The 25352-nt window shown below is 58.9% G+C and carries 23 protein-coding genes and 1 tRNA gene; 17 read left to right on the top strand and 7 right to left on the bottom strand.

The window, feature by feature from the left end:
• Positions 1 to 120 precede the first annotated feature (120 nt).
• The 8 genes from AB3G88_RS00830 (at position 121) to AB3G88_RS00865 (ending at position 9365) form a co-directional block, all read left to right on the top strand.
• On the top strand, positions 121 to 423 hold the full coding sequence (locus AB3G88_RS00830; RefSeq protein WP_014717988.1) for a transposase: 303 nt from the start codon (positions 121 to 123) through the stop codon (positions 421 to 423).
• A complete protein-coding gene (locus tag AB3G88_RS00835) occupies positions 420 to 1256 on the top strand; it encodes an IS3 family transposase (RefSeq protein WP_400530991.1) in 837 nt (278 codons plus the stop codon). Before AB3G88_RS00830 ends, AB3G88_RS00835 begins: the two co-directional genes overlap by 4 nt.
• A 91-nt stretch (positions 1257 to 1347) precedes the next feature.
• Positions 1348 to 1920, top strand: a complete 573-nt coding sequence (locus tag AB3G88_RS00840) for an RNA polymerase sigma factor (protein WP_099584347.1) — start codon at positions 1348 to 1350, stop codon at positions 1918 to 1920.
• A complete protein-coding gene (locus AB3G88_RS00845; RefSeq protein ID WP_480452794.1) occupies positions 1917 to 2522 on the top strand; it encodes a hypothetical protein in 606 nt (201 codons plus the stop codon). Before AB3G88_RS00840 ends, AB3G88_RS00845 begins: the two co-directional genes overlap by 4 nt.
• Positions 2523 to 2679: 157 nt before the next feature.
• Positions 2680 to 4134, top strand: a complete 1455-nt coding sequence (locus AB3G88_RS00850) for a DUF3375 domain-containing protein (RefSeq protein WP_158876541.1) — start codon at positions 2680 to 2682, stop codon at positions 4132 to 4134.
• Positions 4131 to 4799, top strand: a complete 669-nt coding sequence (locus AB3G88_RS00855; RefSeq protein WP_158876543.1) for a DUF4194 domain-containing protein — start codon at positions 4131 to 4133, stop codon at positions 4797 to 4799. The genes AB3G88_RS00850 and AB3G88_RS00855 overlap by 4 nt, the downstream gene beginning before the upstream one ends.
• Positions 4792 to 8148 carry an ATP-binding protein gene (locus AB3G88_RS00860; protein ID WP_480452797.1) on the top strand — a complete coding sequence of 1119 codons (3357 nt, stop codon included), beginning with the start codon at positions 4792 to 4794 and terminating at the stop codon, positions 8146 to 8148. The genes AB3G88_RS00855 and AB3G88_RS00860 overlap by 8 nt, the downstream gene beginning before the upstream one ends.
• 2 nt (positions 8149 to 8150) lie before the next feature.
• On the top strand, positions 8151 to 9365 hold the full coding sequence (locus tag AB3G88_RS00865; protein ID WP_400526117.1) for a DUF3322 domain-containing protein: 1215 nt from the start codon (positions 8151 to 8153) through the stop codon (positions 9363 to 9365).
• Between the two features lie 394 nt (positions 9366 to 9759).
• Here the strand turns inward: AB3G88_RS00865 and AB3G88_RS00870 are convergent, their stop codons facing one another.
• Both AB3G88_RS00870 and AB3G88_RS00875 read right to left on the bottom strand, forming a co-directional pair.
• Complete coding sequence (locus AB3G88_RS00870; protein WP_480452800.1) at positions 9760 to 10800, bottom strand: virulence RhuM family protein; 1041 nt, start codon at positions 10798 to 10800, stop codon at positions 9760 to 9762.
• 80 nt (positions 10801 to 10880) lie between these two features.
• Positions 10881 to 10957: transfer RNA gene (locus AB3G88_RS00875), tRNA-Arg, on the bottom strand.
• Between the two features lie 369 nt (positions 10958 to 11326).
• On the opposite strand from AB3G88_RS00875, the gene gabD reads away from it, so the two are divergent.
• Both gabD and gabT read left to right on the top strand, forming a co-directional pair.
• Entirely contained in the window at positions 11327 to 12769 is a 1443-nt protein-coding gene (gene gabD / locus AB3G88_RS00880; protein ID WP_095186318.1) for an NADP-dependent succinate-semialdehyde dehydrogenase, read from the top strand.
• 183 nt (positions 12770 to 12952) lie between these two features.
• Entirely contained in the window at positions 12953 to 14230 is a 1278-nt protein-coding gene (gabT, locus tag AB3G88_RS00885) for a 4-aminobutyrate--2-oxoglutarate transaminase (protein WP_032884867.1), read from the top strand.
• A gap of 82 nt (positions 14231 to 14312) precedes the next feature.
• Here the strand turns inward: gabT and AB3G88_RS00890 are convergent, their stop codons facing one another.
• Positions 14313 to 15314, bottom strand: a complete 1002-nt coding sequence (locus AB3G88_RS00890; RefSeq protein ID WP_099584355.1) for a sensor domain-containing diguanylate cyclase — start codon at positions 15312 to 15314, stop codon at positions 14313 to 14315.
• 188 nt (positions 15315 to 15502) lie between these two features.
• Positions 15503 to 16687, bottom strand: a complete 1185-nt coding sequence (gene desA, locus AB3G88_RS00895) for a delta-9 fatty acid desaturase DesA (RefSeq protein ID WP_099584356.1) — start codon at positions 16685 to 16687, stop codon at positions 15503 to 15505.
• Positions 16688 to 16853: 166 nt separating this feature from the next.
• Here desA and dibA point away from each other — a divergent pair, with 166 nt between their 5' ends.
• The 6 genes from dibA to AB3G88_RS00925 all read left to right on the top strand — a co-directional run bounded on the left by dibA (position 16854) and on the right by AB3G88_RS00925 (position 23071).
• A complete protein-coding gene (gene dibA / locus AB3G88_RS00900) occupies positions 16854 to 18767 on the top strand; it encodes a phosphodiesterase DibA (RefSeq protein ID WP_480452802.1) in 1914 nt (637 codons plus the stop codon).
• 279 nt (positions 18768 to 19046) lie between these two features.
• Positions 19047 to 19229, top strand: coding sequence for a sulfur starvation response protein OscA (oscA, locus tag AB3G88_RS00905; RefSeq protein ID WP_003170956.1), 183 nt, complete (start codon positions 19047 to 19049; stop codon positions 19227 to 19229).
• 66 nt (positions 19230 to 19295) lie between these two features.
• Positions 19296 to 20306: a sulfate ABC transporter substrate-binding protein gene (locus AB3G88_RS00910; RefSeq protein ID WP_027607869.1), complete on the top strand. Its 1011-nt coding sequence runs from the start codon at positions 19296 to 19298 to the stop codon at positions 20304 to 20306.
• Between the two features lie 76 nt (positions 20307 to 20382).
• On the top strand, positions 20383 to 21201 hold the full coding sequence (gene cysT / locus AB3G88_RS00915) for a sulfate ABC transporter permease subunit CysT (protein WP_064450147.1): 819 nt from the start codon (positions 20383 to 20385) through the stop codon (positions 21199 to 21201).
• Positions 21202 to 21214: 13 nt separating this feature from the next.
• Positions 21215 to 22087, top strand: coding sequence for a sulfate ABC transporter permease subunit CysW (gene cysW, locus AB3G88_RS00920; RefSeq protein WP_099584358.1), 873 nt, complete (start codon positions 21215 to 21217; stop codon positions 22085 to 22087).
• Between the two features lie 3 nt (positions 22088 to 22090).
• Complete coding sequence (locus tag AB3G88_RS00925) at positions 22091 to 23071, top strand: sulfate/molybdate ABC transporter ATP-binding protein (RefSeq protein WP_480452805.1); 981 nt, start codon at positions 22091 to 22093, stop codon at positions 23069 to 23071.
• Between the two features lie 65 nt (positions 23072 to 23136).
• Here AB3G88_RS00925 and AB3G88_RS00930 read toward each other — a convergent pair whose 3' ends face one another.
• A complete protein-coding gene (locus tag AB3G88_RS00930; protein ID WP_480452807.1) occupies positions 23137 to 23664 on the bottom strand; it encodes an Mpo1 family 2-hydroxy fatty acid dioxygenase in 528 nt (175 codons plus the stop codon).
• A gap of 83 nt (positions 23665 to 23747) precedes the next feature.
• On the opposite strand from AB3G88_RS00930, the gene AB3G88_RS00935 reads away from it, so the two are divergent.
• Positions 23748 to 24434, top strand: a complete 687-nt coding sequence (locus AB3G88_RS00935; protein ID WP_099584361.1) for a Crp/Fnr family transcriptional regulator — start codon at positions 23748 to 23750, stop codon at positions 24432 to 24434.
• Here AB3G88_RS00935 and uraH read toward each other — a convergent pair.
• Both uraH and AB3G88_RS00945 read right to left on the bottom strand, forming a co-directional pair.
• The gene (uraH, locus tag AB3G88_RS00940) at positions 24429 to 24839 is read right to left on the bottom strand and encodes a hydroxyisourate hydrolase (protein ID WP_099584362.1); all 411 of its coding nucleotides are present in this window, start codon (positions 24837 to 24839) and stop codon (positions 24429 to 24431) included. The genes AB3G88_RS00935 and uraH overlap by 6 nt on opposite strands.
• A gap of 22 nt (positions 24840 to 24861) precedes the next feature.
• Entirely contained in the window at positions 24862 to 25335 is a 474-nt protein-coding gene (locus AB3G88_RS00945; protein WP_112192919.1) for a GlcG/HbpS family heme-binding protein, read from the bottom strand.
• Positions 25336 to 25352: the final 17 nt, after the last annotated feature.

Here is a 25352-nt window from a genome sequence, read left to right on the forward strand (position 1 = left end):
TAGAGCAGTCAATACATCGGTTACTGATAAACCGCCATCGGGAGCAAGCTGAACTGGCCTAATGATTTTGGACACTTCAATCGGGCGCTATGATAGCGCCCAAATTTGAGGTGTTTGGATATGCGTAAATCTTATTCGAGTGAGTTCAAGCTCAAGGCCGCCAGCATGGTGTTGGATGAAGGTCAGCCAGTTACCGAAGTCTGTGCCAGCCTGGATATCGGCCCCACAGCGCTGCGTCGCTGGGTCGATCAAGTGCAAAAAGAACGCTTGGGCTCGACTCCCGTAGGGGCCAAGGCGATTACCGCTGATCAACGAGAAATCCAGAGGCTCAAAGCTCTGCTCAGAGAGAAAGACCTGGATATCGAAATCCTAAAAAAGGCCAGTGCTCTCCTGCTTTTGGACGCCAAAGATCATTCACGTTGATCGATGAGCTGGACGAGCAGTACGGCGTTAAAAGGTGTTGCCGGGCGTTCGGGGTCAACCGCAGTAGTTTCTACGCTTGGCGCCAGCGCCAAGGCAGAGCAAATCCTGAACGGGACAAGCTCAAGGCCGCGCTGGTCAGGCACCACAAGGCGTCCAGAGAGTCGGCCGGCGCACGTACATTGTCCAAGGAGCTACAAGCCAAAGGGCATCGTATCGGACGTTATATGGCTCGCAGTTTGATGCGCGAAGCTGGCATCGCTAGTCGTCAGCGCAGGCGCCATAAGTACAAATCGCCGGGCGTGGAGGCCTTAGTGGCGCCACACGTGCTCAAGCGGAAATTTGATGTGACGGCGGTTAATCAGGTGTGGTGTGGCGACGTGACTTACATCAAGGTCGGCAAGCGGTGGATGTACTTCGCCGCCGTTCTGGATTTGTACGCTCGCAGGATCGTGGGCTGGTCGTTCTCGATGATTTCTGATGCCAACCTGACCTGCGAAGCGCTACGCATGGCGGTTGAGCTACGCAGCCATCCCCAGAATGTGTTGTTTCATTCTGACCAAGGTTGTCAGTACACCAGTCATAAGTTTCGAAACGAGCTGCTCAAACAGGGTTTTAGGCAAAGCATGAGCCGTAAAGGCGAGTGCTGGGATAACGCCCCGATGGAGCGTTTCTTTGGCAGTTTGAAATCAGAGTGGGTGCCTGAAACGGGCTACAAACTGGAACATGAGGCCCGAGCAGACGTGCAGCGCTATGTCTCTCGCTACAACATCAGCAGGCCTCACAGCTACAACGACTACCGGTCGCCGGTCATGAAGGAAAGGTTGGCGGCGTGAACCGTAATCGGTGTCCAAGATTACTTGACCAGTTCAAGCTCCCTCCCACCTTTGAGCAGCGCTAACTTTACAAAAGGAGTTCGCCCCTTACATGGCTGTTCCCGATGATCCACCCAGCGACGAATCCCTGCTGGCCCGCTACCGCACCGGCGACGCCGCCGCGTTCGAAGTCTTGTACGCGCGCCATCGCCAGGGCCTTTACCGTTTCCTCATATCCCTCTGCAACAAGGCCGAACTGGCCGAGGAGATCTACCAGGAAACCTGGCTCAGCCTGATTCGCAGCAGCACCCAGCCACAAGGCCGGGCGAGTTTTCGTACGTGGTTGTTCCAGATTGCCCGCAACCGCCTGATCGACCACTGGCGCAAGCACGGCATCCATAACCCACTGCACGACAGCTACGACGAGCAACTGCACGCCCAGGCCGACGACAGCGCCGGCCCCGAGCAACAGCTGAGCCTGAGCCGCGACCAGGCGCGCCTCGACACCGCCCTGCAAGCCTTGCCCGAAGACCAGCGCGAAGTCTTCCTGCTGCGCGTGCACGGCGATCTCGACGTGCCACAAATCGCCACGCTCACCAACGCCCCGCTGGAAACCGTAAAAAGCCGCTTGCGCTACGCCTTGCAGAAACTGCGTCGTCTGCTGGCCGAAGAGGTATCTGTATGACTGATTCCCGACACACCCCGGACAATGACGACGAGCTGCTCCAGCATTTTCGTCAACACAGCACGGTCGAGCCGCCCGCGTCCCTCGACGCCTTCATCCTCAACACCGCCCGCCGCGAAGCCCCGGCGCCGCAACCGAACCTGTGGCAACGCTGGCTGCAAGCCTGCCAACGCCCACGCTGGCAAATGGCATTCGCCACCGTGGCCGGCCTGGCGTTGATGATCGGCGTGGTCATGCGCGAGCCGGTGCCGCAACCGGAAATCTCCACGGCGACGTTCTCCGCTGTGCACGAAGAAGCTGCACGGCCGGCACCTCAGGCGTTATCCGCCCCAGCACCAATGGCCCGCATCGCCGCCGCTCCCAGGGCCGAAAGTGCGCCGGTTCAGGCTGAAATTGCCGGCGCGATGGCGGATCAGTCCATGGCAAAAATGAGCAAGCGCGCACCGGTTGCCCAGCCTTCGTTGGAGGAGGGGCTGCGGGAAATTATCCGGTTGCGTGAAGCGGGGCAAACCAAGGCGGCGGATGAACAGTTGCTGGTGTTGCATGAGCGTTTTCCCGAGGAGGATTTGCCGGCGAAGTTGGAGGCGCTTCACAAACAGTGATTAGGCTCGCGTGGCAGGTTGTGCAAATTCGGGCGCTCATTTGTATCTCCGGGTTGCCATACCTGTCCGTTCAGCTAGTAAGTACGATTTAGGGCTGGAAAATACTGAAGTCTGGCACCATTGTTCCGATTTGACCCCTACGGCAAATTGGTGAGTGATGGATTACGCCACCCTTGAAAGTTTGCGCAAACACCACCCCGCGTGGCGTTTGTTGTGCTCGGATCATGGTCCGTTGGTTGCGAGTTTTCTGCACCGTGTTTTTATCGCGCCCAACGTCCGGGTAATATGCGCCGCCGATCTGGCGGAGGCTCTGGAGGACGAGCTGTTTGCTCTACGCAGGCAGCTTGAAGACGAGGCTTTCCCGAAGCCGGCGCTGCAATATCTCAACGAATGGGCAAGCCCGGAAAAAGGCTGGCTGCGCAAATTTTATCGTCAGGACGACGATGAGCCTCAGTTCGATCTCACGCCTTCGACCGAGAAAGCCATCGCCTGGTTGGCTACCCTCGCTGAGCGGGGCTTCGTCGGAACCGAATCGAGGTTGCTGACGCTGTTTGAGCTGCTCAAACAAATGAGCGAAGGCACCGAAACCGATCCGGCAAAGCGTGTCGCCGAACTGCGCAAGCGCCGGGACGAACTGGACGCGGAGATCGCGCGGATCGCCGGCGGCGACGTGCCGCTACTGAACGACACTGCACTCAAGGATCGCTTCCAGCAGTTCACCCAATTGTCGCGGGAGCTGCTCGCCGACTTTCGTGAGGTGGAACATAATTTTCGTTTGCTGGACCGGCGTGTGCGCGAGCGGATCGCCCTGTGGGAAGGCGCGAAGGGTGCGTTGCTGGAGCAGATCATGGGCGAGCGCGATGCAATTTCCGACTCGGACCAGGGGCGCAGTTTCAGAGCGTTCTGGGGCTTTCTGATGTCAAGCCGACGGCAGGAAGAACTGACACAGATGCTCGATCATGTGCTGGCCCTGGCGCCGGTCATGGAACTCAACCCTGATATTCGTACGCGCCGTGTGCATTACGATTGGCTTGAGGCTGGCGAGCATACTCAGCGCATGGTGGCTCAGCTTTCCCAGCAATTGCGACGGTTTCTGGATGATCAGGTATGGCTGGAAAATCGGCGGATCATGGACATCTTGCGTGGCGTGGAGGCCAAGGCGCTGGGTGTGCGCGAGCAACCGCCTGCGGGTGAGTTCATGGACATGGACGACGTGGCGGCGCGTATCGAATTGCCCATGGAACGGCCCCTGCATACGTTGACCGTCAAGCCTGACTTCGCCGGCCTGGTTGTCCAGGCTGGCAACGACGATGTGGATTTCAGCGCCCTTTACAGCGAGCAGACCGTTGACCTGCCTCGCCTGGCAAATCATATCCGGCAGGTGTTTCAGACCCGCTCGCAAATCACCCTGCATGAATTGATCGAACTGCAACCCTTGCAGCAAGGGTTGGCTGAGCTGGTGGCTTATCTTCATCTGGGCAGCGAAACCTTTACCACGGTGATTGATGACAGCTGTAGCGAGCCGATCATCTGGAGCGCAACGCTGCGTGAAGGCGGTTATGTAAGACGGCAGGCGCGCCTGGCGAGGATTATTTTTGTGAGGGAAGCATGAACGAAGAGCAACCTGCGCCGGCGGCAACCATTGATGTCGCGGCGGCGGACTTGTCCACACTGCTGGTTTCGCTGCTTAAAGGGGTGATTTACCGCGAAGGCGATGAGCGCATGTGGGGCGCATTACTCAATTTGCAAATGCGTGTGCGTGACTACGTGGCGGTACTGGGCCTGGAATTGATATTGGATGAAGCCGAGGGCTACGCATTTCTGCGCAGTCGTCCAGAGCCGGAAGTCGACGAACCCACGGTTCATATCCCGCGTCTGGTCGCACGACGGCCCCTGTCGTTCCCGGTCAGTCTGTTGCTGGCCCTGTTGCGCAAAAAATTGGCGGAATTCGACGCCGGCGGTGCTGAAACTCGGTTGGTGTTGACGCGTGATGAAATCGTCGAGTTGGTTCGCGTATTTCTACCTGACAGCAGCAACGAAGTTAAGTTGATCGACCAGATTGATGCACAAATTACCAGGGTGGTCGACCTGGGTTTTCTGCGTCGACTCAAAAACAGTGGAGGCCCCATGAGTTACGAAGTACGGCGCATATTGAAGGCATTTGTGGATGCCCAATGGCTGTCGGATTTTGACAAGCGTTTGGCTGAGTACCGGGCGCGCCTGGCTGGCGATTACAGCGGTCCACCCGATATCGAGCAGGAGAAAAACCATGAATGATGCACTGCTTCCGAAACTGGATTTTATCGGCAACGACAGCCTGTCCGGTTTTCGTCTCAAGCGCCTGGAAATCTTCAACTGGGGCACCTTCGATCAAAAGGTGTGGTCGCTGTTACCGGACGGTAAAAACAGCCTGCTGACCGGCGATATTGGTTCTGGTAAGTCCACGTTGGTGGATGCGATCACGACGCTTCTGGTCCCCACCCAACGTATCGCCTATAACAAGGCTGCCGGGGCTGAGAATAAGGAGAGAGGCCTGCGTTCCTACGTATTGGGGCATTACAAATCCGAGCGCAGTGAGGTCACGGGCACGGCTAAACCCGTAGCCCTTCGCGACCACACCAGTTACTCGGTGATTTTGGGCGTATTCCATAATGCCGGATACGATCAGACTGTGACCCTGGCCCAAGTGTTCTGGATGAAGGATGTACACGGCCAGCCGGAGCGTTTTTATGTGGGGATCGAGCGCGACCTGAGCATTACCGCAGATTTCGCCGATTTCGGGTCGGACATCCCGCAGTTGCGTAAACGGTTGCGTACAGGGGGGGCGGATATCCAGGACAGTTTCCCCAAGTACAGTGCGTGGTTTCGGCGGCGCCTTGGTATCGATAACGAACAGGCGCTGGAACTGTTTCATCAAACGGTTTCGATGAAGTCGGTGGGCAACCTGACCGAGTTCGTCCGCAGCCACATGCTTGAACCGTTTGATGTCGCTGCTCGCATCGGCGCATTGATTGCACATTTTGATGATTTGAGTCGTGCCCATGAAGCAGTTCTGAAGGCCAAGCATCAGCAATTGTTGTTGCAACCGTTGGTGGCCGAATGCGAAAAACACCACGGGCTGAGTGTCGAGCAGGAGCGACTGCGCGACTGCCGTGAGGCCCTTAAAGCCTGGTTTTCGGAACTCAAACTCGGTTTTCTGGATCGTCGGCTTGAGCTGCTGGCCAATGAGCAGCAGCGACTGTCGTCGCAAAAGAAACGTCAGCTTGAACAACGCGACCGTCAGCGGCTGGATGTCGATGCACTCAAGCAAGCGGTGTCCGAGCAGGGCGGCGATCGTCTGGAGCAACTGGCTACCGAAATTCGTCAGCAGGACGATGAGCGCGAACGGCGTCAGCTGCGCGCGCGCAGACATGCGGAGCTTCTCAAGGCAGTCGGAGCCTCCCCGGTGTGCGACGAAAACGAATTTGTGCATTTGGGGCAGCAATTATCGGCCCGTCGGGAACAGTCGGAGGCCGATGAGGCCACGTTGCAAAACCAGGTTACCGAATGGTCTGTATCGCTGCGTCAGGGGCGGAGTGAGCATGAAGCGCTCGTTGGCGAGATAGCCAGTCTCAAGGCTCGCCGTAGCAATATTCCCCTCGCACAGATCAAGATGCGCACGTCCATGTGCCAGGCGCTTGAGCTTGCCGAAGACCTGATCCCATTCGTGGGTGAGTTGCTTCAGGTACGTGAAGAGCATCGACCCTGGGAGGGGGCGATAGAGCGTGTGTTGCATAATTTTGGCTTGGCGTTGCTGGTACCGGATGAGCATTACCCTGCAGTGGCTGCCTGGGTGGACCGAACCCACTTGGCCGGGCGTCTGGTGTATTTTCGGGTGCGCATTGGCCGCCAGGCCGAGGCTGCGGATTTACACCCGCAGTCGCTGGTGAAAAAAATCAGTGTCAAACCCGACTCACCGTTCTACCCCTGGTTGGTCCGAGAATTGGGTTATCGCTTCAACTATGCCTGTTGCGAGACATCGGAACAGTTCCGGCGTGAGCTACGTGCCCTTTCGCTGTCGGGCCAGGTCAAGGGGGCGGGGGAGCGCCATGAAAAGGATGACAGACATCGTCTGGATGACCGCAGCCGGTATGTCCTGGGCTGGAGCAACGCAGAAAAGATCACAACTCTTGAAGCGCTGAAGGATCGCCTGGAACAGCAACTGGCTGATATCGGTTCGAATATCTCCGACGCTGGCAGGCAGCGAGCCCATCTTCGTCAACAGATGGAGGCTCTCGCTGCGCTCCATGAATTTACCGAGTACCGCGAAATCGACTGGGCTGAATGTGCGACGTTGGTGGCGCGCTTGCAGGATGAAAAAGCGCAGTTGGAGGCTGCCAGTGATGCGTTGCTGGCACTGGCTGCGCAATTGAAATCCATGCAGGCGCTTTTAAAGGAGACGGAGGACGAGTTGTCTCGATTGGACAGGGAGCTGGGTAACGTCGAGTCAAAACAAGAAGCCGCCAGCACATTGCGGTTGGACACCCTCAATTTGCTTGTGGAGATTGAGGCGTCGGCTCGGCTGCGGCTCGAAACCCTGCGCGTTCAGGTTTTGGGTGAGCGCGTTCTGACTGTTGAATCCTGCGACAACGCCGAGCGCGAAATGCGTGAAGCCCTGCAAGCGCAAGTCGACGCTGAGGCCAAGGTGCTGGAGCGTTTGCGCGACAAGATTATCCGGGCCATGGGGTCCTTCAAGGACGCCTACAAATTGGAAACCAGCGAATTTGATGCCGACCTCAAGGCTGTCGATGAGTACCGCCATTTGCTTGAGCAACTCAATCGCGACGATTTACCGCGTTTTGAACAGCGCGTTAAGGAGCTGCTCAACGTCAACACGCTTAATGAGATCGCTAACTTCAATGGGCAACTGGCGCGGGAGCGCGAGACCATCAAGGAGCGGATTGGCCGGATAAATGAATCCCTTGGGCAGATCGACTATAACCCCGGGCGCTTCATTGTGCTGGAGTCGCAACTGAGCCCAGACATGGATATTCGCGACTTCCAGATGCAACTGCGGGCCTGTACCGAAGGTGCATTGACGGGCTCTGAGGATGTGCAGTATTCGGAAAACAAGTTCCTGCAGGTCAAGACGATCATTGATCGGTTTCGTGGTCGGGAAGGCTTGGCGGAGCAAGACCGTAAATGGACTGCCAAGGTCACCGATGTGCGCAACTGGTTTCTGTTTGCGGCCAGTGAGCGCTGGCGCGAGGATGGCCGAGAACATGAGCATTATCCGGACTCCGGAGGCAAGTCCGGTGGGCAGAAGGAAAAGCTGGCTTACACCATTCTGGCGGCCAGCCTGGCCTACCAGTTCGGTCTGGAGTGGGGGGCGGTGAGGTCGCGCTCGTTCCGTTTTGTGGTCATCGATGAGGCGTTCGGGCGTGGCTCGGATGAGTCCGCCGAGTATGGCTTGAGGCTGTTCGAGCAACTCAACCTGCAGTTATTGATCGTGACGCCTCTGCAGAAGATTCACATCATTGAGCCCTTTGTTTCCAGCGTCGGCTTTGTGCGCAACGAGGGAGGCAAGGCTTCACAATTGCGTAATTTGTCGATTGAAGAGTATCGGACGAACCGGAACGAGCTTTGAGCATGCAATGGACCACAGCGGCAGACTTGAATAAGCAGATGCAGCGACTCTGGCTGCGTGGTGACTTGCTGCGACCGCTGGTGACGGGGCAATCCTGGGAACCACGGCGGCTATCCCTGAAAGGGCCTGAGGCGGTTCAGCTCAGTGAACAGTTTGAAGAGGTCCGCAAGTGGGTTGCACATCTCAGTGCTATCGTCGGTATCCGCATTCAGTGGCGAGAGGTCAATCATCGTGTCGTAGGCTTGCAACGTTTGCCTGGCGCAGTGTGGGTCGATTCGTTGGAGGCAGCCGTCGCACTGGTAGGCAAGGGCAATGAGGTAAACGAGTTCAAGGTCCTGCTTGATTTAACGCTTCAATGTCAGCCGCTGCTCGTCGCCTGGCTGGAAGCCCGTCCATTACAGGCCATTACTCTTGCACACCAATGGCCCGCCTTGTTGGAGGTTGTAACCTGGATAACCGAGCATCCCAAACCCGGTATCTACCTGCGGCAGGTCGATATCCCAGGTATCCATAGCAAATTTATCGAAAGGCACAAGGGGGTCTTGGGTGAGCTTTTCGATCGAGTCCTGCCCGAGCAGGCCATTGCCTCGCACTATAAAAGCGGCGCTTCACAATTTTCTCTTCGCTACGGTTTTCTCGATAAACCTACGGGGATCCGCTTTCGCGTTCTGGATCAAAAAATGGCCACGCTTCCAGGCTTGACCTGTCCTGACATTACCCTGGACTCAGCCAGTTTTGCTCAACTGGATATCGCTGTCAGTCGGGTGTTCGTTACAGAGAACGAGACCAACTTCCTGGCATTTCCTTGCTTCTCGTCTGCCATTGTGATCTTTGGCAAAGGCTATGGCTGGGAGGCGTTGGGGCGGGCGAGCTGGTTGTCGCGGAGCACAATTTATTACTGGGGGGATATTGATACCCACGGGTTCGCCATTCTTGACCAATTGCGACGAAGGTTTTGGCAGGTGGAGTCGTTATTGATGGACCGCCAAACGCTCCTTGCCCATGAGGGCGTCTGGGGCCAAGAGGCCCGGCAAGCGTTACATGAATTGCCTCGCCTCAACTCGGATGAGCGTTTGCTGTTCGATGAGTTACGGGACAACCGACTAGGTGTAGGCGTTAGATTGGAGCAGGAGTATATAAAATTCAGCTGTCTGGAGCGTGCTTTGGCGTCGATCAGCCGGAGTAACGACAGCGATTCTGTAAATCCGGCCAGTTGAATAAGCGATGGTCTGCAAGTAGTCGGTTTATCCTCCTCGGAAGTAATCGACCAACTCGCGCGCACTGGGGTACTGCGGGTGTTGAGCTGCACGAACAATGCTGAAATCGAAGTGCTTGACCACTTTTTTGGCGAAGGCGGGTTTATCGTCAGGGCCTGGCCAGCGTAATCGACAAACAGCTTTTCGCCCGCACGGTGCTCCTGGCGCATGACCATGTCGATCTTGGCCGCCTAGATGCGGTAGTGTTCGCAGAACCAGCTGTACTGGAAGCCTTGCGCTGGCAGCAAAGCGATTGAGGTGCTCACCGACGTTGCTCAGCCTTTGGGCGTCGCCGCCGCCCCACAAACACCCTAGGTCTTTTGACCTGGGGTCTATGATTAGCTATAGAACGGCTTCACTGATTTGTCTTCTGTGAGATAGCCTGCAGCGCCTCAATGTTTAAGGATTCTCCCTTGGCTTCTTTCAATACCCTGCGTTGCTGATTGTAACGTTCGTACTCTGTTTTCGCTTTGTCGTCAGCCACGTGCTTGCTGACCTGTCCCGAATCCTGCAAAACCTCACGGTCATTGAAGGCTAGGAACTGATCCAGTTTTTCCTGCCAGTCCCGTAGGAAGATTTGTTTGCGCCTCAAAGCTTGGTCTTCTGCGAAGTCCAGCCACATGGTGACAATGCGATTCAATGTGGAAATTTCGTCTGCACGCAGATAGTTTTTGGCGATCGTGACATCGCTTTTGCGTATCTCATCACCTTTGAAGCTGGTGAGGCCCATATTTGGTTGCGTCGAGTCGACACGTTGGGCAATCAGTTCGGCAGCGGTAAGGCCGGTACTCGCGAAGTGCAGTTTGTTTTGAATGATTTGAAAGAAAGCGGTCGTTTCACTATTCGATGGCACGTAATCCGCTGCCATTGCGAAAATCTCCCGAACTCGCAGGTAAACCCGTCGCTCGCTGGCGCGGATATCGCGAATGCGTTCAAGCAATTCGTCAAAGTAGTCAGGAACCAATGAACGCCCCACGGGAGGGTTCTTCAGCCGTTCATCATCCATGGCGAAGCCTTTGACCAAGAACTCCTGCAAGATCTGCGTAGCCCATTGGCGGAACTGCGTACCTCGCTTGGAGCGTACTCGATAACCGACTGCCAGAATCAGCGGTAGGCTGAAGTATCTGACGTTGTAGGGCTTATCGTCGGCGGCAGTTGTTCGGTAAAGCCGAACAACTGAATTTTCAACCAATTCGCCCTCTGCAAAGATGTGGCTGATATGTTCGCTGATAGTCGCTTTGGCCTTGCCATATAACTCACAAATCATGGCCTGCGATAGCCACAGGGTGTCGCTGTCAAAGCGACACTCCAGGCGAACTGAACCATCACCGCTTTGGAACAGCAGTATTTCACCTAGTGGGGCTGGAGGGTGTTGGTTCTGGCTGCTGTCGCTCATGTGAGAACTCAGTGATCGGGCTGATCGACAGTCTACAAAAAAGCCCCAGGCCTTTCGACCTGGGGCTTTTTCATCGTATCTGGTGCACCCGGCGGGATTCGAACCCACGACCCCTGCCTTCGGAGGGCAGTACTCTATCCAGCTGAGCTACGGATGCTTGTGCGGGCGACATCATACCCATGTCGACCATGGGCGTCCATGCTGGTCTTTGGTCCTTAAACGGTAGGAATTTGCCTGACGAAGGCCCTGCGCCGCGTAACTCGGATCAATGCACGCCAATCTGCCTCGGCTACGCTGATCCGAAAGATTCGGCAAATGCGCCGTTTTCGTTCTTTTTTTCGAACAGACTATTGCCCTGTACCCCCATTGATCCTAGGATTCGTTTGAGATTTCAAACGCTCTGTCTCCCGTGCGCATTCAACTTTCTCGCGTGCTGGGGCTGATTTCCCTGACGGCAGCCCACAAGGCGCCTTTCAACAACTCTAATTCGCTCCGCGTGCGCGCGGTGCTGTTAAGGAAAGCCGACATGCAGCTCAAAGATACCCAGTTGTTCCGCCAGCAAGCCTTTATCGATGGCGCTTGGGTCGATGCGGACAATGGTCAAACCATCAAGGTCAACAACCCTGCCACGGGCGAGATTCTCGGCACCGTGCCAAAGATGGGCGCCGCGGAAACCCGCCGTGCCATCGAAGCCGCCGACAAGGCCCTGCCGGCCTGGCGTGCACTGACCGCCAAGGAGCGCGCCAACAAGCTGCGCCGTTGGTTCGAACTGCTGATCGAAAACCAGGACGACCTCGGTCGCCTGATGACCCTCGAACAAGGCAAGCCGCTGGCTGAGGCCAAGGGCGAAATCGTCTACGCCGCGTCCTTTATCGAGTGGTTCGCTGAAGAAGCCAAGCGCATCTACGGTGACGTGATCCCCGGCCACCAGCCCGACAAGCGCCTGATCGTGATCAAGCAGCCTATCGGCGTGACTGCTGCCATCACTCCGTGGAACTTCCCGGCTGCCATGATCACCCGTAAAGCCGGCCCGGCCCTGGCCGCTGGTTGCACCATGGTGATCAAGCCTGCGTCGCAAACTCCGTTCTCGGCCCTGGCCCTGGTTGAGCTGGCGCACCGTGCTGGCATCCCGAAAGGTGTGTTGAGCGTGGTTACCGGCAGCGCTGGCGACATCGGCGGCGAGCTGACCAGCAACCCGATCGTGCGTAAGTTGTCCTTCACCGGCTCGACCGAAATCGGTCGCCAACTGATGGCCGAATGCGCCAAGGACATCAAGAAAGTCTCCCTGGAACTGGGCGGCAACGCGCCGTTCATTGTGTTCGACGACGCGGACCTGGATAAGGCCGTGGAAGGCGCGATCATCTCCAAGTACCGCAACAACGGCCAGACCTGCGTCTGCGCCAACCGCCTGTATATCCAGGATTCGGTGTACGACGCGTTCGCCGAAAAACTCAAAGTGGCCGTGGCCAAGCTCAAGATCGGCAACGGTCTGGAAGACGGCACCACCACGGGCCCGCTGATCGACGAAAAAGCCGTGGCCAAGGTTCAGGAGCACATCGCTGATGCCCTGAGCAAAGGCGCCAAGCTGCTGGCCGGTGGCAAGGTGATGGAAGGCAACTTCTTCGAGCCGACCATCCTGGTCGACGTGCCGAAAAACGCCGCCGTCGCCAAGGAAGAAACCTTCGGCCCACTGGCGCCGCTGTTCCGTTTCAAAGACGAAGCCGAAGTGATCGCGATGTCCAACGACACCGAGTTCGGCCTGGCGTCCTACTTCTACGCCCGCGACCTGGGCCGCGTGTTCCGTGTGGCTGAAGCGCTGGAATACGGCATGGTCGGCGTCAACACCGGGTTGATCTCCAACGAAGTGGCGCCATTCGGCGGCATCAAGGCCTCGGGCCTGGGCCGTGAAGGCTCCAAGTACGGGATCGAGGATTACCTGGAAATCAAATACCTCTGCCTGGGCATCTAAGCCCCGGTTTGGCATGGCTGTAAACGCAAAGGGCACGAGAGCGCTGACCCTTTGCGTGTTTCACATGGTTATTCGTAGTGACCGGGAACGCTGTGGCAGTCGATCATCGCATGCTGCCGCAGTTGCCTCCCCGCCACGTATTCCTTGAACCGCGCCACCCGATGAGTGGCGAATGAGGACTTTATGAGCAAGACCAACGCATCCCTGATGAAACGCCGCGAAGCTGCTGTACCACGCGGTGTTGGCCAGATTCACCCGATTTTTGCCGAATCCGCAAAAAACGCCACCGTGACCGACGTTGAAGGTCGCGAGTTCATCGACTTCGCCGGCGGTATCGCCGTGCTGAACACCGGCCACGTGCACCCGAAAATCATCGCCGCCGTGACCGAGCAACTGAACAAGCTGACCCACACTTGCTTCCAGGTATTGGCCTACGAGCCGTACGTAGAAGTGTGCGAAAAGATCAACGCCAAGGTGCCAGGTGATTTCGTCAAGAAAACCCTGCTGGTCACCACCGGTTCCGAAGCTGTCGAAAACGCCGTGAAAATCGCCCGTGCCGCCACTGGCCGTGCTGGCGTGATCGCCTTCACCGGCGCTTACCACGGCCGCACCATGATGACCCTGGGTCTTACCGGTAAAGTCGTGCCTTACTCGGCCGGCATGGGCCTGATGCCTGGCGGCGTGTTCCGCGCGCTGTACCCGAACGAGCTGCACGGCGTGAGCGACGACGATTCCATCGCGAGCATCGAACGCATTTTCAAGAACGATGCCGAACCGCGTGATATCGCTGCCATCATCATCGAGCCGGTGCAGGGCGAAGGCGGTTTCTACGTCGCGCCTAAATCGTTCATGAAGCGCCTGCGCGAGTTGTGCGACAAGCACGGCATCCTGCTGATCGCCGACGAAGTGCAAACCGGTGCCGGCCGTACCGGTACCTTCTTTGCCATGGAACAGATGGGTGTTGCCGCCGACCTGACCACCTTCGCCAAATCCATCGCCGGTGGCTTCCCGCTGGCCGGTGTGTGCGGCAAGGCTGAATACATGGACGCCATCGCGCCAGGTGGCCTGGGCGGCACCTACGCCGGTAGCCCGATTGCCTGCGCCGCTGCGCTGGCGGTGATGGAAGTGTTCGAAGAAGAGCACCTGTTGGACCGCTGCAAGGCAGTGGGCGAGCGCCTGGTGACTGGCCTCAAGGCTATCCAGGCCAAGTACCCGGTGATCGGCGAAGTCCGTGCCCTGGGCGCGATGATCGCCGTCGAGCTGTTCGAAGACGGCGACAGCCACAAGCCGAACGCCGCTGCCGTTGCCTCCGTGGTGGCGAAGGCGCGTGACAAGGGCCTGATCCTGCTGTCCTGCGGCACCTACGGCAACGTGTTGCGCGTACTGGTCCCGCTGACCTCGCCGGACGAGCAACTGGACAAAGGCTTGGCGATCATCGAAGAGTGCTTCTCCGAGCTGTAAGCCCGGCGCCTACCTCGATGTAAAAAACCCGCCTCGGCGGGTTTTTTTATGAAGGCCACTTCTGAACCCCTGTGGGAGGCATTCAGCCAGCGATGACGCGGTTCTTGCCCTGGCGTTTTGCCTCGTACATGGCGGCATCGGCGCGGGCGAACAGGCTGTCCAGGGTCGAATCTTCCTCGGTCAGGCTGGCCAGGCCCTGGCTGATGGTGACGCTGAACGCCTGGCCTTCGAAGCTGAAACTCAGCGCCTGGATCTCTTTGCCCAGGCGCTCGGCCACTTGCAAGGCCATCTCAGGCGCGCAACCGGGCAGTACGGCGGCGAACTCTTCGCCACCAATGCGTCCGAACAGGTCGCCTCGGCGCAGTACCCCACGCCCGCTCTCGGCAATACGCCGCAGCACCTGGTCGCCCTCAAGGTGGCCATAGGTGTCGTTGACGTCCTTGAAATCATCAATGTCCAGTAACAGGAAGGCCAATTGCGCGCCTTGGGCACAGGCGGTGTCGAAGGCCTGGTTGGCGCATTCGAAGAAGTGCCGCCGGTTGCTGCTCTGGGTCAGCACGTCGGTGGTGGCGAGGCGGTGCAGTTCCAGTTCCAGCTGCTTCTTTTCGGTGATGTCTTCGGCCATGCCGACCACGATCACCGGCTCGCCGGGTTCGACCTGCTGGTTGATGTAGCACTTGTCACTCAGCCAACGGATCTGCCCGTCGGCGGTGATGATGCGGTACTCGCGGTCTTCTACGGCGCCTTGTTCCAGCACACGGGAAAGGCTGTGTTCGGCGTAGTCGAGGTCTTCTGGGTGAATGCTGTTGCGCCATTCCCGATGATCGGCGAGCAGCAAACCGGCGGAACGGCCGAATATTCGCTCGTAGGCCGGGCTCACATAGAGCACGCGCCGGGTCTCCCAATCGATGGCCCAAAGCACGGCATTCACGCTGACCAACAGCGAGCTGAGCAGTTGTTCGCGTTCGCTCAGCCGTTCGACTTCGCCCTGGGCATGCACCAGCGCCAGCAGGGTTGCAGCCGCAGCCGGACGTGGAGGGTCAGCGGTTGGGGTGTCGTTAACTAAGGGCTTTTCGAGAACCATCGGCACAACTCTCTCTGGGCGCGCCGCAGGATGGAGCAGCGGTCACAACAAGGGGCCACCATGATGGCGAAGTGTTCATTGAGAGAGGGTAAATGCGATGAAGTTCCATGAACGGTGCCGATTGGCGGTGCCCGGATAATGACGCCAAAAAGAGGGTGCGTGGGAGAGCAAGCCCTCCCACGGCACTGTCAGACCGCCGCAGGACGCAGCGAATAGGTCTTCAATTGGTGGGCAAAATCCCGCAGGGACTGGATGCCGCTCGCTTCGGCCTCGTGCACCCATTCCTTGATGGCCGCGAGCATATCGTGGCCGTTGGTGCTGGTCTTGAGCCAGATCTGCTGCAGCGCCAGGCGCTTTTCGTAGATCACTTTCAAGGCCTGGCTGTGCTCCAACATGCTTTGGATACGCAGGTGATGGCGGTCATCCAGCAGGCTGGTTTCCCGCGACAGCAGACGCTTGGCCCGGTGGAACTGGTGACGCACCGAATGATCGACCTTTTCCAGCTCCTGCTTGACCAGCGGGCCGATCACCAATTTGCGGTACTGGGCCATGATCTGGAAGCGGTTGTTGAGGATCGCCATGGCGGTGTCCATGTCCAGACTGCCTTTGCCCTCGACGCGATGGGCAATCGGCGCCACGCGCTGGACTTTGGCCAGGCGCAGGAAGCTGAACAGTTTGATCCACGCCCAACCCAGGTCGAACTCCCACTTCTTCACCGACAGCTTGGCCGAGTTGGGGTAGGTGTGGTGATTGTTATGCAGTTCTTCGCCACCGACGATGATGCCCCACGGCACCAGGTTGGTCGCCGCATCACGGCATTCGAAGTTGCGATAGCCCACCGCATGGCCCAAGCCGTTGATCACGCCGGCGGCCCAGAACGGAATCCACATCATCTGGATCGCCCAGATGGTGATGCCGATGGTGCCAAACAGCAGCAGGTCGATCACGCCCATGATCGCCACGCCCAGCAGCGGGTACGGGGTGTAGATCTTGCGTTCGATCCAGTCGTCCGGGCAGTTCTTGCCATAGATGCGCAGGGTCTCGGGGTTTTCGGCCTCGGTGCGGTACAGCTCGGCGCCTTTGCGCAGCACGGTGGACAGGCCTTTGATGACCGGGCTGTGCGGGTCATCGACGGTTTCGCACTTGGCGTGGTGCTTGCGGTGGATGGCGGTCCACTCGCGGGTGTTCTGCGCCGTGGTCAGCCACAGCCAGAAGCGGAAGAAGTGTTTCAGGCCGGCATTGAGCTCCAGGGAGCGATGGGCTGAATAGCGGTGCAGATAAACCGTGACCCCAACGATGGTCACGTGGGTCATCAACAGAGTGACTGCAACCAGTTGCCAGGCTGACAGGTCAAGAAAACCGTTGTACCACATAGGCTGTATGGCCCTCTGATAAAGAAAAAAACAGCACCCGCATTATCACTGGCTTTAAGGATAAAACCAGTCACCGTTTCAGATAAGACTTACAAGGTGTTTCCTATTCTATAATCCCGACGCGTTGTAGGGCGATTCTGGTTTTTTAGTAAGGACTACTGGCCATATGCTGTTTTCATACCGAGGGGCCCTGCGTGTGGGGCTGGTATACCTGCTGGTTTCCATCGCATGGCTCCAGTTCAGCCATTACGTATTGATCAACTTTCTCGATGAACCGTGGGAGTTGGGGCGTTGGCTGCAGGTGCGCGGTTATGTGTGGGTAGCCCTGAGCACCTTGGCCATTTACCTGTTGTGCGCACGCTTCGCCCGGACCCACCAGTTGCAGCAACCCCTCAAGGAAAACCGCGAGCGCCTGCGCCAGGCGGCGGCCGTCTTCGACTGCACCCGCGAAGGCGTACTGGTCAGCGACGCCAAGGGCCTGATTGTGCATGTGAACCGGGCATTCATCGAGATCACCGGCTACCAGCGTGAAGACGTCATGGGCCAGCAGCCCAGCCTGCTGAAGTCCGGTCGCCATTCGTCGAGTTTTTACCAGCAGATGTTCCAGACCCTGGAACACACCGGTGAATGGAGCGGAGAAATCTGGAACCGACGCAAAAGCGGCGAGATTTACCCACAGTGGCAAACCATCCGGGTGATTCACGATGACCAGGGCCACGTCAGCCATTACGTCGCGGTGTTTTCCGACATCAGCGCCATCAAGGATTCCGAGCACGAGTTGGCGCACCTGGCGCACCACGATCCGCTGACCGACCTGCCCAACCGTCTGCTGTTTACCGACCGCGCCGAGCAGGCGCTGGCCTCGGCACAGCTGCACAAACGCGGGTGCGCCCTGCTGTTGCTGGACCTGGATCACTTCAAGATCATCAATGACAGCCTTGGCCATAACGTTGGTGACCAGTTGCTCAAGCTGGTGGGCGAGCGACTCAAGACGCTGTTCGGCCCCGGCGTGACCCTGGCGCGCCTGGGCGGCGATGAGTTCGCGGTGCTCGCGGAAAGTTGTTCACAGGTGATGCAGGCAGCGGCGTTGGCGCAGCGCATGCTGGACGTGATGAAACAGCCGTTCACCTTTGACGGCAATCAACTGTTTATCAGCGCCAGCATCGGCATCAGCCTGTTTCCCAATGACGCCCTCAGCGCAGAGCAACTGCTGCGCAACGCCGACTCCGCGTTGTTCAAAGCCAAAAGCGCGGGCCGCGAAGGCTACGCCTTGTACACCGAAGAACTCACCGCCCACGCGCAGAACCGCGTGGAAATCGCCAGCGAACTGCGCCGCGCCCTCGACCAGCAGGAGTTGCGCGTCTACTACCAGCCTGTGCACGACCTGCATAGCAGCCGCCTGGTCGGCGTCGAAGCGCTGGTGCGCTGGCAGCATCCGGAACGCGGCCTGGTGCCGCCGGGCGAATTCATCCCCATCGCTGAACGCACCGGCTTGATTGCCGATATCGACGCCTGGGTAATGGAGCAGGCCTGTCGCCAGATGTGCCAATGGCTGGCCGACGGCGTGGCGCTGAGTTTTATCGCGATCAACGTGTCCAGCCGCCTGTTTGCCCGGCGTGAACTGTACGAGCAAGTCGCCCAGGTGCTGCACGATACCGGCCTTGATCCGGCTTTCCTGGAGCTGGAAGTCACCGAAAGTGCAGTGATGGATGACCCTGAGGTGGCCCTGGAACAACTGCACCGCCTGCGCGAACTGGGTCTGCGCCTGGCTATTGATGACTTCGGCACTGGCTATTCCTCCCTGCTGCGCCTCAAGCGCCTGCCGGTGCAGAAACTCAAGATCGACCAGGGTTTTGTCGCCGGGTTGCCATGGGATGAAGACGACGCCGCGATTGTGCGCGTGGTTATCGCGTTGGCGAAAAGCATGGGCATGCAGGTGCACGCCGAGGGCATCGAGCAGGTGGAGCAGGCGCAGTTTTTGTTGGAGCAGGGCTGTGACCTGGGGCAGGGCTATTGGTTTGGGCGGCCGATGCCGGCGAATAAAATTGACTGGGCGTGCGCCCCCACTATCCAGCCTTGAAATGCATTCAAAATGTGGGAGGGGGCTTGCCCCCGATAGCGGTGCCCCAGTCACAGAGTTGTTGGCTGAAAGATCGCCATCGGGGGCAAGCCCCCTCCCACATTTGGCTATGTGCACGGCTTAATCCCTTCGCAACCTCGTGCCCCTGCAGAAAATTCTTTCTGGTTATATAAACATTCTTAAATAGTATTTTTAAGAATATCCGCGCTTATCTACTATCGCCCTACGCCGCAAGCAGTGCCGCCACTGCGAGGCACTATTCATTTCAGGAGCGAGACCATGAGCGCATCTCTACGTAGCGTCGACGGCCAGGACGAAGCAGCCATTTTGCGTGAGATCCAGAGCGCCCTACGCGATCTGCGGTTTGGCGCGGTGGAAATCACTGTGCATAACGCCCAAGTGGTACAGATCGAACGCAAGGAAAAATTCCGTCTGCAGAATCCGGGTAACAAACCGAGCTGAGCAACCACGGCGATAGACCCCGTCACTATAAGAAAAAGCCAACACCCAAGAATTCTAGGAGCTTCTATGTCGTCGATTCGCCGTTACGCCCTGGCCGCCCTGGCCAGCGCCGTGTTTGCAGGTTCCGCTGTTGCCAAGGACTACGAGTTGCTCAACGTCTCGTACGACCCTACCCGTGAGCTGTACCAGGATTACAACGCTGAGTTCACCAACTTCTGGAAGCAGTCCCACCCAGGCGACACCGTCAAGATCCAGCAATCCCACGGTGGCTCGGGCAAGCAGGGCCGCGCTGTGATCGACGGCCTGCGCGCCGACGTAGTGACCCTGGCCCTGGCCGGCGACATCGACGAAATCGCGAAACTGGGCAAGACCCTGCCGGAAAACTGGCAGACCCGCCTGCCGGATGCGAGCACCCCGTATACCTCGACCATCGTGTTCCTGGTGCGCAAGGGCAACCCTAAAGGCATCAAGGACTGGGGCGACCTGATCAAGAAAGACGTTTCGGTGATCACGCCAAACCCGAAAACCTCCGGCGGTGCGCGCTGGAACTTCCTCGCCGCCTGGGCCTACGGCCTCAAATCCGGTGGCAGCGAAGCCAAGGCCCAGGAATACGTGAAAGAGTTGTTCAAACACGTGCCGATCCTCGACACCGGTGCACGCGGTTCGACCATCACCTTCGTCAACAACGGTCAGGGTGACGTGTTGCTGGCCTGGGAAAACGAAGCCTTCCTGGCGCTGAAAGAAGACGGCGGTGCCGACAAGTTCGACATCGTCGTACCGTCCCTGTCGATCCTCGCGGAGCCGCCAGTGGCCGTGGTCGACAAGAATGCCGAGAAAAAGGGCAACACCGAGATCGCTACCGAATACCTGAAACACCTGTACAGCCCGGCTGGCCAGGAGATTGCGGCCAAGAACTTCTACCGCCCACGCGATGCAAAAGTGGCCGCCAAATACGCCCAGCAGTTCCCGAAACTGGACTTGGTAACTATCGACAAAGACTTCGGTGGCTGGAAAACTGCCCAACCGAAATTCTTTAACGACGGTGGCGTGTTCGACCAGATCTACACGGCGCAGTAAGCCGAGAAATACACACCCACCGAGCCCGCATTCACCTGCGGGTTTTGTGTGTCAGTTCCGCTAACCAAGGACTCTTATGTCGCGTCGTATTTCCCCCGTCATACCCGGCTTCGGGCTGACGCTGGGCTACACCGTGGTGTACCTCAGCCTGATCGTACTGATCCCCCTCGCGGCGATGTTTGTCCACGCCGCTCAACTTACCTGGGATCAGTTCTGGGCCATCATCTCCGCACCGCGTGTGTTGGCGGCGTTGAAGTTGAGCTTCAGCACCGCGCTCTACGCCGCGCTGATCAACGGCGTCATCGGCACGCTGCTGGCCTGGGTGCTGGTGCGCTATACCTTCCCCGGCCGCAAGATCATCGATGCGATGATCGACCTGCCGTTCGCCCTGCCCACCGCCGTGGCCGGTATTGCGCTGACCGCGCTGTACACGCCGACCGGCCTGGTCGGCCAGTTCGCCGCTGACCTGGGCTTCAAGATCGCCTACTCGCCGCTGGGTATCACCCTGGCGCTGACCTTCGTGACCCTGCCGTTCGTGGTGCGCACGGTGCAGCCGGTACTCGCCGACATCCCCCGGGAAATCGAAGAAGCCGCCGCCTGCCTGGGCGCCAAGCCGTTGCAGGTGTTCCGTTACATCCTCGTCCCCGCGCTGCTGCCCGCCTGGCTCACCGGCTTTGCCCTGGCGTTTGCCCGTGGCGTCGGTGAGTACGGTTCGGTGATTTTCATCGCCGGCAACATGCCGATGAAAACCGAGATCCTGCCGCTGCTGATCATGGTCAAGCTTGACCAGTACGACTACCGCGGCGCCACGTCCATTGGCGTGTTGATGCTGGTGGTTTCCTTTGTCCTGCTGCTGCTGATCAACTTGTTGCAGCGGCGCATCGAACGTCCATAAGGAGGCGCGGAACATGTCCCAATCGTCTATTTCCGCCGCGTCCTCGGCCAACGCCGCCCGGCGTGGCAGTGCGGTGTCGCGACGCATCCTGATCGGCCTTGGCTGGCTGGTGTTTTTCCTGTTCCTGTTGCTGCCGCTGTTTATCGTGGTGTCCCAGGGCCTGAAGAACGGCCTGGGTACGTTCTTTAGCGCAATCCTGGAGCCCGACGCGCTGTCCGCGTTGAAACTCACGGTGATCGCCGTATTGATCTCGGTGCCGCTCAACCTGGTGTTCGGCGTCAGCGCCGCCTGGTGCGTGAGCAAGTACTCGTTCCGTGGCAAAAGCATCCTGGTGACGCTGATCGACTTGCCGTTCTCGGTTTCGCCGGTGATCGCGGGCCTGGTGTACGTGTTGATGTTCGGCGCCCAGGGCTTCTTCGGCCCATGGTTGCAGGAGCATGACATCCAGATCGTGTTCGCCCTGCCGGGCATCGTGCTGGCGACCATCTTCGTCACCGTGCCGTTCGTGGCCCGTGAGCTGATCCCGCTGATGCAGGAGCAGGGCACCCAGGAAGAAGAGGCCGCACGCCTGCTTGGGGCCAATGGCTGGCAGATGTTCTGGCATGTCACTGTGCCGAACATCAAATGGGGCCTGATCTACGGCGTGGTGCTGTGTACTGCACGGGCCATGGGTGAGTTCGGCGCGGTGTCGGTGGTGTCCGGCCACATTCGCGGCGTAACCAACACCCTGCCGCTGCATGTCGAGATCCTCTACAACGAATACAACCACGTTGCCGCGTTTGCGGTGGCCAGCCTGTTGCTGATCCTGGCGCTCTTCATCCTGCTGCTCAAGCAGTGGAGCGAGAACCGTATCAACCGCCTGCGCAAAAGCGCCGGTGAGGAATAAGTCATGTCGATCGAAGTCCGTAATGTCAGCAAGAACTTCAACGCCTTCAAGGCCCTGAACAGCATCAACCTGGACATCCAGAGTGGCGAGCTGGTGGCGTTGCTGGGCCCGTCCGGCTGCGGCAAGACCACCTTGCTGCGCATCATCGCCGGCCTGGAAACCCCGGATGACGGCAGCATCGTGTTCCACGGTGAAGACGTCTCCGGCCACGACGTGCGTGATCGCAACGTCGGGTTTGTGTTCCAGCACTACGCGTTGTTCCGCCACATGACCGTGTTCGACAACGTCGCGTTCGGCCTGCGCATGAAGCCCAAGAACCAGCGCCCGAACGAAACCCAGATCGCGGCCAAGGTTCACGAACTGCTGAACATGGTGCAGCTCGATTGGCTGTCTGATCGTTACCCGGAACAGCTCTCCGGTGGTCAGCGCCAACGTATCGCCCTGGCCCGCGCCCTGGCGGTCGAGCCCAAAGTGCTGCTGCTCGACGAACCCTTCGGCGCCCTCGACGCCAAGGTGCGTAAAGAACTGCGCCGCTGGCTGGCGCGCCTGCACGAAGACATCAACCTGACCTCGGTGTTCGTGACCCACGACCAGGAAGAGGCCATGGAAGTCGCCGACCGTATCGTGGTGATGAACAAGGGCGTGATCGAGCAGATCGGCTCACCGGGTGACGTCTACGAAAACCCGGCCAGCGATTTTGTGTACCACTTCCTGGGTGACTCCAACCGCCTGCACCTGGGGGAAGACAAGCACGTACTGTTCCGCCCTCACGAAGTGTCGCTGTCGCGCCATGAACTGGAAGATCACCATGCGGCCGAAGTGCGTGATATTCGCCCGCTGGGTGCGACCACGCGGGTGACGCTGAAGGTCGAAGGCCAGCCCGAGCTGATCGAGGCCGAAGTGGTCAAGGACCACGACAGCCTGACCGGTCTGGTGCGTGGCGACACCCTCTTTTTCAAACCCAAGGTCTGGCAAAAAGCCTGATAACCCCGCATACCCAATGTGAAAATGGGAGCCAATGTGGGAGGGGGCTTGCCCCCTCCCCACATTTAGACCTCGCTTGGCTTTAGATCGCGGCGCGCCACCGGGCCCGAGCGTTTCTCAATGTTCGCCTTCAGGTCCTGCCTCAACCCCAGCAAAAACGCCATCTCCGCCACCACAAACAACGGCCCCACGATCAACCCCGACACATCATCCACAAACGCCGGTTTCTTGCCTTCGTAGTAGTGCCCGACAAACTGAATCACCCAGCCCACCACAAACATGCCGATACCGCTGCTCAGCCACACCAGCGTGCTCTGCGCCGCCAACTCACGCCCGGCCCATACCGACAAACCCATCAACACCGTCATCAGCACGCCCAAGGCCAGTTCGAGGCGCAGGTAAAACCATGCCGAACACAACGCCACGATCACCGCCGGTGAAATCCACAGCCCCCCAATCGTCCATTCGGGACGCGACAGCAGCACGGCCACCGCCACCACAATCAGCGGGATACCAATGAAGTGGCTGGCGATATTGCGTGGGTCGCGGTGGTAGGCGGCGTATTGGCTGAGGTGGTCGACGAGGCTTTTCATTGTTGTTCCTCCTGTAGGATGTTTGATCATGCCCTGTCAGCCAGCGCCTGACTGTCAGCTGGGCGACAATCTTCGGAGTTCTCATGGACGCAGAGAAATGGCACGCCCGCCTGGCCAGCGGCCACTGGTTCAGCCAACTGCCGGTAGCGCTACAGCGTAGTCTGTTGGCAGCGGCGCGGCTGCGCATGCTTACGGCGGGACAGTGCCTGTTCAAGCGCGGCGACCCGCCTTGTGGCCTGTACGCGGTGCTCGAAGGCGCGGTGCGCATCAGCGCGGTGAATGCCCAAGGCAAGGAAGCGGTGTTGAGTCTGGTGGAAACGCCTTACTGGTTCGGCGAAATCTGTCTGTTCGATAACCTGCCGCGAACCCACGATGCCCTGGCAATGGGGCCATGCACATTGTTGCAGGTGCCGCAGGCGGCGATGCTCGGCATTCTCGAAGACCATCCGGCGTATTGGCGCGATGTGGCCCTGTTGATGAGCCACAAACTGCGCCTGTCGTTGATCAACATCGAACAGATGAGCCTGATGCCCGCGTCGGCGCGCCTGGCTCATCGGTTGCTGATGATCGCCGAGGGGTACGGCGAAATAGACCAGGCGCGCCGCACATTGCAGCTGCCCCAGGAGGACTTGGCGGCGATGCTGGGCCTGTCGCGCCAGACCACCAACAGTCTGCTCAAGGCGCTGGAGCAGCAGGGCATCATCGGCCTGGGTTATGGCGCGATTGAGATACTCGATCTCAAAGGCCTGCAGCAGGCTGCGGGCCTATGAACCGCGATACGTCGAGAAACCGTAAGGGCTCAGCAGCAGCGGGATGTGGTAATGCTGGTCGGCCTGTTTGACCTGGAAGATCACCGGCACTTCAGGGAAAAACGTCTCGCGGTTGGCCTTTTTGTAGTAGTCGCCGGTCTTGAACACCACGCGGTACTCGCCCGGCGTCATGCTGCGGTTGGCGGGGAACAGTTCGGCGATGCGCCCCTGCTGGTTGGTGACGCCTTCGGACAGTGACTGCCATTTATCGCCCACCTGCTGCTCCAGGGTGACGCTGACGCCGGCAGACGGCAGGCCGTTTTCCAGGTTGAGCACGTGCACGCTCAGGGGGTTGCCGTCGGCCAGGGCCAGGGTGCACAGGCTGCTGAGGCTGAGGGCGGCGAGGGTCATGCGGAGGGTTTTCATCAAGCGATCCTTTAGAGGGGAATCAGAGGGAAGTTTTCAGGCCCAGTTGCCCGGCGGCCTGTACGGCACAGGCTTCGTCCTGCGCGGCGCCGCCGGCACCGGCGATGCCCAGCGCGCCGACCAGTTCAGACTCGGCAAACAGCGGCACGCCGCCGCCGAGCAACAGCAACTCGGGCAAGCTGTTAAGGTTGGCGGCCTCGGGATTGTTGCGCGCACGCTCGGCAAACAGCCGCGTCGGGGTTTTGGTTGATAGCGCGGTGTACGCCTTGCGCTGGCTGGCGAGGCTGTTGTGCGGGCCGACGCCGTCGGCGCGCAGGCTCAGCAGCAGGTTGCCGCCACGGTCCAATACCGTCAGCGCGGCGCTGCAGTGGGCAAGGCTGGCGTCGGCCAGTTGGCGCGCAGTGTGCAAGTCGAGGTCGGCATGGCGTGGCAGCTGCGGCGCAGCCAGCGCGCCGGTACAGATGGCGAGGCTCAGGAACAAGGCATGGCGGGACATAAAGACGACTCCGGAAA

The organism is Pseudomonas arvensis (assembly GCF_056688935.1).